This window comes from Shewanella sp. SM32, from assembly GCF_025654235.1.
Lineage (GTDB): Bacteria > Pseudomonadota > Gammaproteobacteria > Enterobacterales > Shewanellaceae > Shewanella > Shewanella oncorhynchi.
In genome coordinates this window covers 26,238-38,336 of the sequence record NZ_JAKKRO010000047.1, presented here as the reverse complement: position 1 = coordinate 38,336, position 12,099 = coordinate 26,238, and the positions used below count along the sequence as shown (strand labels likewise).

Below are 12,099 nucleotides of genomic sequence, written 5' to 3'. Positions count from 1 at the left end.
ACGAACCGCTGGTGTTCGGGTTGTCATGCCAATGGCATTGCCCGGTAGCTACGTTCGGAATCGATAACCGCTGAAAGCATCTAAGCGGGAAGCGAGCCCTAAGATGAGTCATCCCTAGGAATTTAATTCCTCTAAAGAGCCGTTCGAGACTAGGACGTTGATAGGCATGGTGTGTAAGCGTTGTGAGGCGTTGAGCTAACATGTACTAATGACTCGAGAGGCTTAACCATACAACCCAGATGGGTTTTATAAGCAGCCTTAGACAGAATATAAACACTTAATGAAGTGTGGACTCAAAAAGCAAATCAGCTTTCCGAATTATTATTAACGTGGTCCAGAGATGGACACGGTAATAAACAGAATTTGCTTGGTGACAATAGCCTTGTGGAACCACCTGATCCCATCCCGAACTCAGAAGTGAAACGCAAACGCGCCGATGGTAGTGTGGGGTCTCCCCATGTGAGAGTAGGTCATCGCCAAGCGCCTAATTTAGGTTAACATGTAGACGTTAAGCTAAAGGAGCGGTAGTTCAGTTGGTTAGAATACCGGCCTGTCACGCCGGGGGTCGCGGGTTCGAGTCCCGTCCGCTCCGCCAACATTAAGAGATAAGCCTCATCGAAAGATGAGGCTTTTTTCGTTATGGCGTCGTGGATAATTCGTGTCAGTGACGCACATGCTTCGAGCTCGAAGCACATGGTTATCCTCATACTCGGCTATCATGTAGATGACATCCTTACCAGAATATGAATTTTTTGTTTTAAAGCTAAACCTATTCTATTAATTAGCAAAGTTTATCCATTCCCGAAAGCCCAACTGAGTCATCTTCTGTGGCTCCTCAAGACATTAATGCTATCGAGCATTACATAACAATATCGCCATACCTATTGAAACAACGATTTGCCAATGTGTGCTGCCTTGGCCATGACTACGTCTGCTCTATCGGATTCAATTTGATTCAAACGGTTGCTGTCTAATGGCACTAGGACGTGTTCTTGTAGTCGCCCAAAGCCATGCTACTTCATTTTCAAAACGATTGAGGGAAAAGATAGATAAGCGCACAGATGCCGTAAGGTGCGCTTATGAAGGAGGACTACTGGTTGTGCTCAGAATGTTTGCGATGGAGAACTTCAAGTAGTTCATCTTCGAGTTCGAAGCGTGTTTCCATGTTATGGGCGAGCTCAGATAGGTCTTTATCGAGTTGATATAATACGAAATCGTCTTGTGTTTCCGCATATTTATCGTTGAAATCTAATGCTGCATTCGTGGTTGGCGTGATTTTGGGCAATACTTGTTGCGCGAGCGTTTTGCTTGATTCGCCATATTCACTGCAGGCATTAACGACTTTATCATAGACCTCGAAATGTCCTTCGGAGACATAGTCAACTAATAAGTCACAGAAAGATTTAACATGTTCGAACGAGGGAAGCGATTTTTCTGATTTACCGTAAGGAGGAAGCCCAGCAATTTGGCAGTAATGCACTAACAGTTTTCGACGGTTTTTTAGCCATTGATCAATAAGCTTATTTGAACCGCCCCACTTCTGTTCTGCTTTTTCGAGTTCTCTCAGCATGATGCATTCCATTTAAGTGCCAGCACATAACTCTAATGTAGGGACAAGTTGCTAATCGATCAACTCTTTTCATGCGAATTTGCGAGAATGACGAAATGGACAAACCAGCTGTTTCGTATCGAAAAATGCAAATAAAAAGCCCAACGATAGAAACCTATCGTTGGGCGAGTAAAGTTTATAGCAGGCTCGATGCGACGAGCTTCTTGATTGTTCTTGCTAGCGCAGACTTTTTATACCAAAGGCGGGGAACCGGCGCAACTTTTTTCTGTCTGAGTGTGACTTCGTTACGAATAAATGAGCAGTATGTTAGCTGGATAACATTTTCCGGTTTATGCGGTCAAATCGACGCCAATGATGGGGAATAGCTCACATAAATTTGCACATAAAGGTTACATTATTCGCGTAAATGCTAAACTACCGACCCAGCGGATCTCAATAAGACTAGGAACCAAGCCCAATGGCAGAATTAAAGAATGATCGTTATTTACGCGCCCTACTAAAAGAGCCTGTCGATGTGACCCCTGTGTGGATGATGCGTCAAGCTGGCCGTTATCTTCCTGAATATAAAGCTACTCGCGCTCAAGCGGGTGACTTCATGTCTTTGTGTAAAAATCATGAGCTTGCCTGTGAAGTCACGCTGCAACCTTTACGTCGTTATGATCTCGATGCGGCGATTTTGTTTTCCGATATCCTAACTGTGCCCGATGCTATGGGTTTAGGTTTGTATTTTGAGGCGGGTGAAGGCCCACGTTTCGAGCGCCCAACAGACACTATCGATGCGATCAAAAAGCTATCAATTCCAGATCCAGAAGATGAGCTGGGTTATGTGATGAAAGCCGTTAGCACTATTCGCCGTGAACTGAATGGCGCAGTGCCGTTAATTGGCTTTTCTGGTTCACCTTGGACCTTAGCTACTTATATGGTTGAAGGTGGTTCGAGCAAAACCTTCGAAAAAATTAAGAAGATGGCTTACGCTGAGCCAATGGCATTACACATGCTGTTAGATAAATTAGCCGATTCAGTGATCTTATACCTGAATGCTCAAGTCGCGAATGGTGCACAATCTTTGATGATTTTTGACTCATGGGGCGGCGCGTTATCGCACTCTGCTTACCGTGAGTTCTCTTTGCGTTATATGCAGAAGATTATTGATGGTCTGACACGCTTTGCCGATGGCCGTAAAGTGCCTGTGACTCTGTTTACTAAAGGCGGTGGTTTGTGGCTAGAAGCGATGGCAGAAACTGGCTGTGATGCACTAGGTTTGGATTGGACGGTAGACATTGCCGATGCCCGTCGTCGTGTAGGCCATAAAGTGGCATTGCAAGGCAACATGGACCCATCCATGTTGTATGCGCCAATTCCACGTATCGAAGAGGAAGTTGGCCATATTCTAGCGGGTTATGGTGAAGGTACTGGCCATGTATTTAACCTAGGCCATGGTATTCATCAGCATGTCGATCCAGAACATGCTGGCGCCTTTATCAAGGCGGTTCATGCACAATCAAAGCAATACCATAAGTAATTTTTGGTTTGCGAAACAGGCCCGCTTGCGGGCCTGTTTTATATCCGACATTTGAATTTGATAGCGTTGGAGCTTCTGGCGAAGGTATCTTTATGGATTAGCGTATGCGGTGGTTTCTATCGTCTGCTAGCTTAATTTTAAACAACGACTTGAATTCCCTATATTCACATACTGATTATGTGTGAATTATCTTGATAAAAAAGTAAAATTTATAATCGTTTAATTTATAAATTTTAATTTAAATCAAAGGTATAAAATTGATTTAATTGCATGAAAATGTCTACTTTAGCAACGACTAAAGCGAAGTGATGTTTAATACTATTCGCAAATGAGATATGTTGCATGGCGCAGTGAAGGATTATGCAAGGCCGTCAATCAATTTAGTCATAACAAGCCGTGGTAAGAGATGCACATTGGCAAGAAAATAATGGTATTTATTGCGGGCTTTTGTCTCCCTGCGGTGGTAATTGTCTCCTATTGTCTTGGTTATTGGTACGACCACCGTGTCGAGCTATTACGTCAAGATAGTGCTAACCGTGAGCTTGCCAATATCCAGCTGCAGTTTCAAATTGATGTCGATCGCTTAACCTTTCTCACTAATATCTATGCCTTACCTTTGTCTCAATTAGATGAAGACCAACTTAAAAAGCTTGAATCCTCGTGGCGCGATAGCTCAATGTCAGCCAATCTGAGTTGGTATATTCTACGGCAGGGTGAATTGCACCCTTTTTTCCCCAATGAACGTCCCTTTGAGAATGATAAGTTACGAGAAATCGCCAGTGCTATTGTCAGTGCCGACAAGCCCAGTGTTGCTGGCGCTTATTTGATGGGCAAGTATGCTTATGTCGTTACTTCCGTGGCTTCTGCGCCCAATGAATCTGTGCTGCTGGTACGCCAACTGACTGATAAAGACTTACTGGAATATGCTCAGGCCTTATTGGTGACTAAGGTGAGCATGAGCCATTCTCGCGACGTTACGCCAACAGTTGATGGTGTGCACAGTGACGCGATAACCATTCCAAGCCTGTTAAAAGATAAGCCTGTCTACCTGCAAGTACTGTTTTCCGATGGTCCCTTTAGAGAGGTTAAATTTCAACTCGATTGGGTATCGCTCGGATTTATTCTCTTTGGTGTGTTTATTGTTGGCCTTGGTTATATTTGGCTGCGTTCGGGCTTACTCAAACCCTTTAAAAATCTGATGCATCAATTGGCGCTGGTCGATCCTATGTCCAGTGTATATCAACCCGTTACAAGCGAGGGTAATGAAGAATTAGAAGTGCTCGCCAGCCGTGTTAATAGCTTGCTGGCAAGAATTTATCAGCAAAAAGAACGCGCGAAAATCACCTTAGAATCCATTGCTGAAGCGGTGATTTTGACCGATGTCGATGCCAACGTGATTTATATGAATCCGCGGGCCGAGTTGCTTCTCGATGTCGCCAGTTGCTATGCCATAGGTCAGAGCCTTGCGAGTCTGTTAAAGGCTGGGGAGCAGTTGAATCAGGCGGTTTTTACCTGCATTCGTCTCGAAGAATCAGCACCGCAGGTCGAGAAAATCAAGCTATTAACTGCTTCGCCTCGGATTATGGAGCGCAGTATCAGCAATCTGCGCAATCACGATAAAGAAATTGTTGGTACTGTCGTGGTATTGCGGGATATCACTCAAGAAGAGTTGCTTAAACACCAGCTACAAAAAAGGGCAAATTTCGATAGCATTACAGGGCTGCTAAACCGTCAGGCATTTGATGAGCAGTTACCCCAATTTGCCGCCTCTGCTAAAACCATCGCCGTTTGTTATCTCGATTTGGAGCAATTCAAGTTAATTAACGACAGTTGTGGCCATACTGCAGGCGATCGTATGCTTGCTATGGTGGCTAAGGCCATGCAGGCTTGTCTTGGGCCACAGGAGTTATTGGCGCGCCTTGGTGGCGATGAGTTTGGTTTAGTGATTTGTAATCGTAGTGCCTTATCTGTGGCGCAATTACTGAAGCAAATGATCGCGCAAGTCTCCATGCAAGTGTTGAACGATAAAAACTGTAATTATAAAGTTGGCCTCAGCATAGGTGTCGCTTTTGGTCGTGCGCCCTATATTGATGCTCAAGAATTATTGAAAGACGCGGACATTGCCTGCATTGCCGCTAAAGCTAAGGGGGCTAATCAAATTCATTTTTACGATGATAAAGATAAAGAGCTCACCTACCAAAGAAATGCGCCTAAATGGGCGGTACGTATTGCGCAAGCGATTGAAGAAAATGAGTTGATTCTGTATTACCAACCGATCCGCGGACTAGGCAGTGGTCCGCAGCGACAACGAATGGAAATCCTGCTACGAATTCAAGAGCCCTGTGGCCGCATTTTGGCGCCTGCGCAGTTTATAGCCGCCGCTGAACGTTTTAAGTTGATGCCAGATATCGATAAAGAAGTCATCCGCAAAGCTTTTTTATGGTTGTCTTTGAACCCCGTGCTTTGGCCTGATCATTGTATTTCGATCAACCTTTCGGGCAATAGTTTAGGTGCCGAAGGTATGGTGGAATATATCGCCCAGCAGCAACACATTTTTGATATTCCAAGCCAATGTATTTGTTTTGAAATTACTGAAACCACCGCGATCCAAAATCGCAATCGTGGTATGGAAATGTTGAAGCAGTTACGTAAACTCGGTTTTTCATTTGCACTGGATGATTTTGGCAGTGGTTTTGCCTCTTATGGTTATCTGCGTGAGCTGCCGGTGGATTATGTCAAAATCGACGGCTGTTTTATTAAGAACCTCGCCGTGAATGCTAAAGACTACGCCATCGTTAAATCGATTCAGGATGTTTGTCGGGTTATGGGAATCGAGACTGTTGCTGAATTTGTTGAGAATCAGGATATTATTGACAGGTTGTTGAGCATAGGCATTAACTATGCGCAAGGTTATGCGATAGGGCGCCCGCAACCCTTAGCTAATTATCGTGAGCAATACGAGATGAGGCTTGCACAACGCGCGTGAAGGATTGCGCTTTTAGCGTGATTATGCCAATTTAGCAAAAGGCGTAATTAACATGGCGATAACAAAGGAATGACTATGGATGGACTCACTGGCAAGGTCGTGATCATCACGGGTGCCTCAGAAGGTATTGGTCGGGCGCTCGCAGTGGCAATGGCGCGAATGGGCTGCCAACTAGTGCTCAGTGCGCGTAATGAAACACGTCTCGCCTCACTCGCTTTAGAAATCGCTAATTATGGTCCGCCTCCTTTTGTATTTGCCGCCGATGTCTCCAGCCCAGAACAGTGTGAAGCCTTAGTTGAAGCTGCAGTTGCGCATTATGGCCATCTCGATATTTTGATTAACAATGCTGGCATGACTATGTGGTCACGTTTTGATGAACTGACTCAGCTCTCGGTGCTTGAAGACATAATGCGGGTGAATTATCTTGGTCCTGCGTATTTAACCCATGCCGCGTTACCGCACTTGAAAGCCAGTAAAGGCCAAGTGGTGGTTGTGGCGTCAGTCGCTGGATTAACGGGCGTTCCTACTCGCAGCGGTTATGCCGCTTCTAAACATGCTGTGATTGGTTTTTTCGATTCTTTGCGGATTGAATTAGTGGATGATAATGTGGCCGTAACTGTTATTTGCCCCGATTTTGTAGTGTCACAAATTCACAAACGTGCCCTCGATGGTGCAGGTCATCCTTTAGGTAAATCTCCGATGCAGGAAGCTAAGATACTGACGGCTGAGCAATGCGCTAATATGATGTTGCCAGTGATTGCAACTCGAGGCCGTCAACTGATTACTTCACTTCGCGGTCGTTTGGGGCGTTGGCTTAAGCTGATCGCGCCAGGCTTAATCGACAAAATTGCCCGCAGGGCGATCGCCTCCGGGCACTAAAGTCTTTGCCACTACAAGCTATTTGCCACTCTTATTGAGATGCTTAATGATGGATTGTTCAGCTTCACTTTGAGTCGCTTTGTCCCCATCGATATCGATAGTCACAGTCGCGTTATGGCCCGTCATATCCTCTGCAATATGAAACCAATCTGGATGCCAGTAAAAGCTGGCTCCTTCTAGGGTTTGCCAGTTATGCACGCCTGATTTTTCACCTTGATAAATAAGATCTTTTATCGAATAACCCATATATTTACCCCATTAATTTCATGATTGTTAAAAATATAAGAAGCTAGATGGTGCACGTCATCTGAACCTAGGTATGTGCTTTACATCACATTTTCAGGCAAACATAAACCCCGCCAGAGCGAGGTTTATGATCTTAGCGAGATTAAGGTTTAGCACACTTATGGTTTGGTGCACTGGGTTGGCGAACCCACGCCTTTCCACTGTGTAGTGCCATCAGTGAGTGACAGGGGCACAAAGGTCAAACCTTGGCTCATATTGGCGGGTGGCAAGTCGGTTTCTAACTCATACATGCCCATGGGGATAGCCCCTGATGTGGCATTGGCGGCAGTTTGCGAGGCCGCAAGGCTTGAGTAGTGTAGGCCTAACATATCGAAATGGCTGCGCCAATCTTTGCCTGTGAGTTTACTCAAAGACACCAGCATAAAGTCGTTGCCCGGAATATCTTTCACCGTTTTGCCACCGTAGACACTATTGCCTTCAAACGAAAATTGGCCAAAGCCCAGTTTGCTACGATTCGCTTCCCAATCACTGGCGTTATTCGCATATTTACCGAAAATACGACTGTGTTGATACAGCAAGGTAAAGAGATTAAAGCCATTGTTCAGAGTGGTGCCGTCACTGAGCGTCATGCCGTGAGCCTTAAGCGCCATTTGGATGTAAAACGCCATGCGATAACCGTTATGCACTGCATAAGCATTGCTGGCCCAAGGCGCAGTGTATCTGTCTTCACCAGCATCGAGCACCTTACAATTAGCGCCAAACACTACGCGTTTACCACTGGTGTCTGTTGTACCTGCGGCATCGGACATAAACACATAAAAGAGATCCTTGTGGTTCATGTGACCATCGGTCACTGTGCCTGTATTGCCGTCGCGCAGATAATGGGTTTTCCACTTCACCACATAGGGGAAGATATTATTGGAGTTTTCCCCTGCGCGGCTGCCATAACCTGCCCAGTTATCATGATCACTTGCCGCAGCATATTGCACATTGAGACGGTTAGTTTGCAGATTGTGGCCTAACTCATGGTTATCACCCCAACCCGTTGGGTCGATATTCCATGCTGCGTCCCAAGGGTTACCGCTACAACCTCCACCGCACTGGGCATTTTGGTCATAATTCGCGTGTTGAATGATAGTGCGGGTATGCAGACTATTATCGATACAGTCGTCGCCAAACAGTCCTTTGCAGGCCGCTAGCACATCGGCGGGTAAGGATTCACTTAAGCTCTTGCCTTGGATCTTAAGTCCCGCAAGGGTGTAAACGCTGTTGATATGGTCATCGACAATACTTTTGAGTAGCGCGTTTACATCGGGTACATCCCCGCCGATGGCGTTTAAAAAGCGGTCGCGACGCAGATGCTGCTCGGCACCATCGGTACGTAAGTCCACATGGGGTAATTCGGTATTTTGGATGCGATCGTTAAAGGTTGCTATTTCTGCAGGGTTTGAAAAATCCATAATGGTCGGATGTTTAGCCACATGCTCAGCGCTGACTTCGACACTTAACGCGCCGCCATCAGCACTCGAAGTATCGATATACAGATAAATCGGCCCGCCGTAGGGGGAAGAAAATTCAAGACTTTGTCCTTGAGCTAAGCGCAGGCGTTGCTGCGCCAACTCCAATGGACCGCGGTAGATTTTCTGCTCATAGGCACGGTTGGTATTGCGTCTGTGGTAGTTGAGTTTGATCTCCACATTCGCAGCGCTGCTATCGAGACGAGTCAGTTTAATGGTTTGTCCTGGCAGCGCATACCAGCCCGTGGTCGTCCATTGGCCTGCATAGGGCACGCTAATGGTTTTATGTTCTGTGACTGTCGCAGGATAAGCGTAGTGCGCATTGCTGCCCTTGCTGAGGTTGGCTCTGTCGGTAACATATTCACCTAAATCTGGCTGGGCTAAGTTATGGCTACGGGCATAGCTGACGGTCCAATCGGCAAACAGGGCCTGCTGCCACTGGGCATATTCGCTGTAGGCTATGGGATAGTCAATCTCGCTGCGATACTTATCGGCGAGCATCAGTCCGGCTTTCATCAAGGGGAAGTCTGCTTTGGTAAACACATCGATAGCATGGTTATCTAAGGTTTCAGCATTGGCTCGATACCAATCGGCACCCGCCTTGAATGAGTCAACAAAGGCGGCAGTATTACAGCTCAAGTAATTACCGCCGCAGTCGTTGAGTACTGAGGTGTCGAAGCGGCCTTCGTTAAGCTTACCGAGCAGATTATTCACCTTGGCCAGGGCGGTGTCTTCGACCAAAATGTCGGTCACACTGAGGTTATTGGTATTGAGTTTTGACCAGTAATTGCCAGAGGTAGAAAGCCCCATCTCAAGGTAAAGTGGCGACAGTATTGGGCTTTCATTACGCCAGTAGTTAGAGAGCAACAAGGGAATTCCTGCCGCTTTGGCCTGAGCGATCGCGGCTTTTATACCTGCAAAACCGAGTGACTGACGGTCTATGTCACTAATGATAATTAGATCTGGTTTCAGTGTGTTGATACAGTTGCTTAACTCGCTGTAGTCACAGGTATTTGCTGTATTAATGCTATGGGCTGCGGGGTAGTTGTTTGTGAGCCAAGTGCGGATCCCTTCATTATGGGGAAAGTACCAACTGTCAGCCTTGCTCGGCATTTGGGCGGTCACTATGCTGAGGCCGTCGGTTTTATCGGCACTTTTGGTCAGCCAGCCTAAAAGGTTTTTCAGTAAAACATCGGTTTGAGCTGAAGTGTTGACAGAAAATAGATTTCCTCCCATGGCCGCATATCTTTGCCCCTGTTGCTCGCCCGCCATCACTAACCCACGAACGGCGCTCGCCCCACTGCCATCGACATTTGATGGCAAGACAGTGAAAGTGTTCTCCGGCATAAAGCTCGAAAAGGTAATTGAGTCATGGGTTGGATGCCAAGAGATGCTGCTACCGACACCTTGATATAGCTGATTTATCTGGGCTTTACGTTTGATGTCGATATTAGCGAGTTCGGCGATGCTGAAATCAATTAACTCACTCGCACTGGCAAGCCTGTGGTCTTGGTATTTAATGGCATTTTCGGCATTACTGATAAATGTCGGCGTGATAGTGCAATCGGCCGTCATGGACGCAGTGGTGTAAGTCAGCACATTGAGCGTGCCACCACAGCCAGTAATGCCCTCAAGCGTAAAGCCGGTATCGGCAGTAATGCTAAAAATAGCGCTTTTGCCAGACTCCACTTTTTGGCTGCTTGGACTCAGTGCGCCACCTATTACCGATAGGCTGTTGGCGGTGTATTGTACCAGCGCGGGAGGTTGGACTGGCGGCTGAGTGGGTGGTGTGGTCGTTCCAGCATCTTCTGAGCCGCCACCGCATCCGCTAAGCAGTATGGCAATGGAGGCATAAAGTAGTCTAATCCTCATGGGGAGTCCTTGATCTTTGTGTATTTAACATTTGGTTGACATTGTATCTTGTTGCTCCTGTTTTCAATAGAGTTAATTACATAATTTTATTGAAAATCATGATTTTATATTTTACGCGCGTCAAAAAACAGGCACAAAAAAACCGGCTTATTGCCGGTTTTTTAATAGAGATATTAATTAATCTTGCTGTTCACGTGCGATTGCGCGATAACCAATATCGGTACGGAAATACACATCATCCCAGTGGATTTCATCAACCAATTTATAGGCGGCTTTTTGCGCTTCGGTGACTGTGTTACCCAATGCCGTCGCACACAATACGCGACCGCCGTTGGTAACGACGTGGCCGTCTTTCATCTCAGTGCCCGCATGGAATACTTTACCGTCGTTATCGCCAAGGCAGAGACCGTCAATCACATCAAATTTGCGATACTCATCTGGGTAACCGCCAGCGGCTAATACTACGCCCACTGCTGCGCGCTCGTCGTATTCAGCGGTCACTTTATCTAACTCGCCACGGGTGGCGGCTAAACAGAGTTCCACTAAGTCAGACTTTAACCGCATCATGATTGGCTGAGTTTCTGGATCGCCGAAGCGGCAGTTGTACTCGAGCACTTTGGCGCTGCCATCGGGTGATATCATCAAACCCGCATACAGGAAGCCCGTGTAGATATTGCCTTCTGCCGCCATACCATCAACCGTTGGGCGAATGACGTTCGCCACAGTCCAATCGTGTACCGCTTGAGTTACCACAGGTGCTGGCGAGTAAGCGCCCATGCCGCCAGTATTTGGGCCGTAATCGCCGTTATCGCGGGCTTTATGGTCTTGGCTGGTGGCCATTGGCAGAATGTTTTTACCATCTACCATCACGATAAAGCTAGCTTCTTCGCCCTTGAGAAACTCTTCAATCACTACGCGTGAACCCGCTTCGCCAAATTTGTTACCGGCGAGCATGTCATCAATTGCGGCATCGGCTTCAGCTTGGTCTTGCGCGATAATCACGCCTTTACCTGCGGCTAAACCGTCAGCTTTGATGACCACTGGATAACCTGTTGTGGCCGTTAATTCACGCACGAAAGCTTTGGCATCGCTGATTTCAGTGCAGTTTTTATAACCCGCCGTAGGAATATTGTGGCGGGCTAAAAAGTCTTTAGTGAAGGCTTTTGAACCTTCGAGTTGGGCTGCGGCTTTAGTAGGGCCAAAAATCGCTAAACCTGCGGCGTTGAAGGCATCGACGACACCGATAACGAGTGGTGCTTCTGGGCCGACTATGGTCAGTTCAATCTTATTAGTTTTCGCAAAATCGAGCAGAGCAGGGATGTCGGTGGCGCTGATCGCCAGATTTTCAACATTAGGTTCTAGGGCTGTGCCCGCATTGCCGGGTGCTACATAAACGGTATCAACTTGAGCCGATTGAGCGGCTTTCCAAGCTAGGGCATGTTCGCGGCCGCCGCCACCAATGATTAACACTTTCATGGTTAAAACTCCCACACATCGCAAAGGAAAA

Annotated in this window: 7 protein-coding genes, 1 tRNA gene and 2 rRNA genes; 6 read left to right on the top strand and 4 right to left on the bottom strand. The window is 46.7% G+C overall.

Translation table 11 applies throughout. The annotated features are described in order from the left end of the window. The 3 genes from L5M10_RS17140 to L5M10_RS17130 form a co-directional block, all read left to right on the top strand. Nucleotides 1–230, top strand: a 23S ribosomal RNA gene (locus tag L5M10_RS17140); the annotation flags it as partial. Nucleotides 231–366: 136 nt separating this feature from the next. Continuing rightward, nucleotides 367–482, top strand: a 5S ribosomal RNA gene (gene rrf, locus L5M10_RS17135). Nucleotides 483–518: 36 nt separating this feature from the next. Next, nucleotides 519–595: transfer RNA gene (locus L5M10_RS17130), tRNA-Asp, on the top strand. Nucleotides 596–1,090: 495 nt separating this feature from the next. Here L5M10_RS17130 and rsd read toward each other — a convergent pair. Further along, nucleotides 1,091–1,570 carry a sigma D regulator gene (gene rsd, locus L5M10_RS17125; RefSeq protein ID WP_105250394.1) on the bottom strand — a complete coding sequence of 160 codons (480 nt, stop codon included), beginning with the start codon at nt 1,568–1,570 and terminating at the stop codon, nt 1,091–1,093. A 457-nt stretch (nt 1,571–2,027) separates the two neighbouring features. On the opposite strand from rsd, the gene hemE reads away from it, so the two are divergent. The 3 genes from hemE (at nt 2,028) to L5M10_RS17110 (ending at nt 6,957) form a co-directional block, all read left to right on the top strand. Beyond that, on the top strand, nt 2,028–3,092 hold the full coding sequence (hemE, locus tag L5M10_RS17120) for a uroporphyrinogen decarboxylase (protein WP_006079904.1): 1,065 nt from the start codon (nt 2,028–2,030) through the stop codon (nt 3,090–3,092). A 406-nt stretch (nt 3,093–3,498) separates the two neighbouring features. Further along, nucleotides 3,499–6,078 carry a putative bifunctional diguanylate cyclase/phosphodiesterase gene (locus L5M10_RS17115; protein ID WP_263255659.1) on the top strand — a complete coding sequence of 860 codons (2,580 nt, stop codon included), beginning with the start codon at nt 3,499–3,501 and terminating at the stop codon, nt 6,076–6,078. A gap of 75 nt (nt 6,079–6,153) precedes the next feature. After that, nucleotides 6,154–6,957, top strand: coding sequence for an SDR family oxidoreductase (locus L5M10_RS17110; RefSeq protein WP_168827793.1), 804 nt, complete (start codon nt 6,154–6,156; stop codon nt 6,955–6,957). Between the two features lie 18 nt (nt 6,958–6,975). On the opposite strand, the gene L5M10_RS17105 is transcribed toward L5M10_RS17110, so the two are convergent. From L5M10_RS17105 to purD, 3 genes are all read right to left on the bottom strand, one after another. Then, entirely contained in the window at nt 6,976–7,203 is a 228-nt protein-coding gene (locus L5M10_RS17105; protein ID WP_105250390.1) for a hypothetical protein, read from the bottom strand. Nucleotides 7,204–7,361: 158 nt separating this feature from the next. Next, nucleotides 7,362–10,592: an ImpA family metalloprotease gene (locus tag L5M10_RS17100; protein WP_263255658.1), complete on the bottom strand. Its 3,231-nt coding sequence runs from the start codon at nt 10,590–10,592 to the stop codon at nt 7,362–7,364. Between the two features lie 177 nt (nt 10,593–10,769). After that, on the bottom strand, nt 10,770–12,068 hold the full coding sequence (gene purD / locus L5M10_RS17095; RefSeq protein WP_263255657.1) for a phosphoribosylamine--glycine ligase: 1,299 nt from the start codon (nt 12,066–12,068) through the stop codon (nt 10,770–10,772). Between the last annotated feature and the right edge of the window lie 31 nt (nt 12,069–12,099).

What these genes read in the sequence shown, in the direction of transcription:
- rsd (WP_105250394.1), bottom strand. Translation starts at nt 1,570, where the DNA reads ATGCTGAGAGAACTCGAAAAAGCAGAACAGAAGTGGGGCGGTTCAAAT.
- L5M10_RS17110 (WP_168827793.1), top strand. Translation starts at nt 6,154, where the DNA reads ATGGATGGACTCACTGGCAAGGTCGTGATCATCACGGGTGCCTCAGAA.
- L5M10_RS17100 (WP_263255658.1), bottom strand. Translation starts at nt 10,592, where the DNA reads ATGAGGATTAGACTACTTTATGCCTCCATTGCCATACTGCTTAGCGGA.
- purD (WP_263255657.1), bottom strand. Translation starts at nt 12,068, where the DNA reads ATGAAAGTGTTAATCATTGGTGGCGGCGGCCGCGAACATGCCCTAGCT.
- L5M10_RS17105 (WP_105250390.1), bottom strand. Translation starts at nt 7,203, where the DNA reads ATGGGTTATTCGATAAAAGATCTTATTTATCAAGGTGAAAAATCAGGC.
- hemE (WP_006079904.1), top strand. Translation starts at nt 2,028, where the DNA reads ATGGCAGAATTAAAGAATGATCGTTATTTACGCGCCCTACTAAAAGAG.
- L5M10_RS17115 (WP_263255659.1), top strand. Translation starts at nt 3,499, where the DNA reads ATGCACATTGGCAAGAAAATAATGGTATTTATTGCGGGCTTTTGTCTC.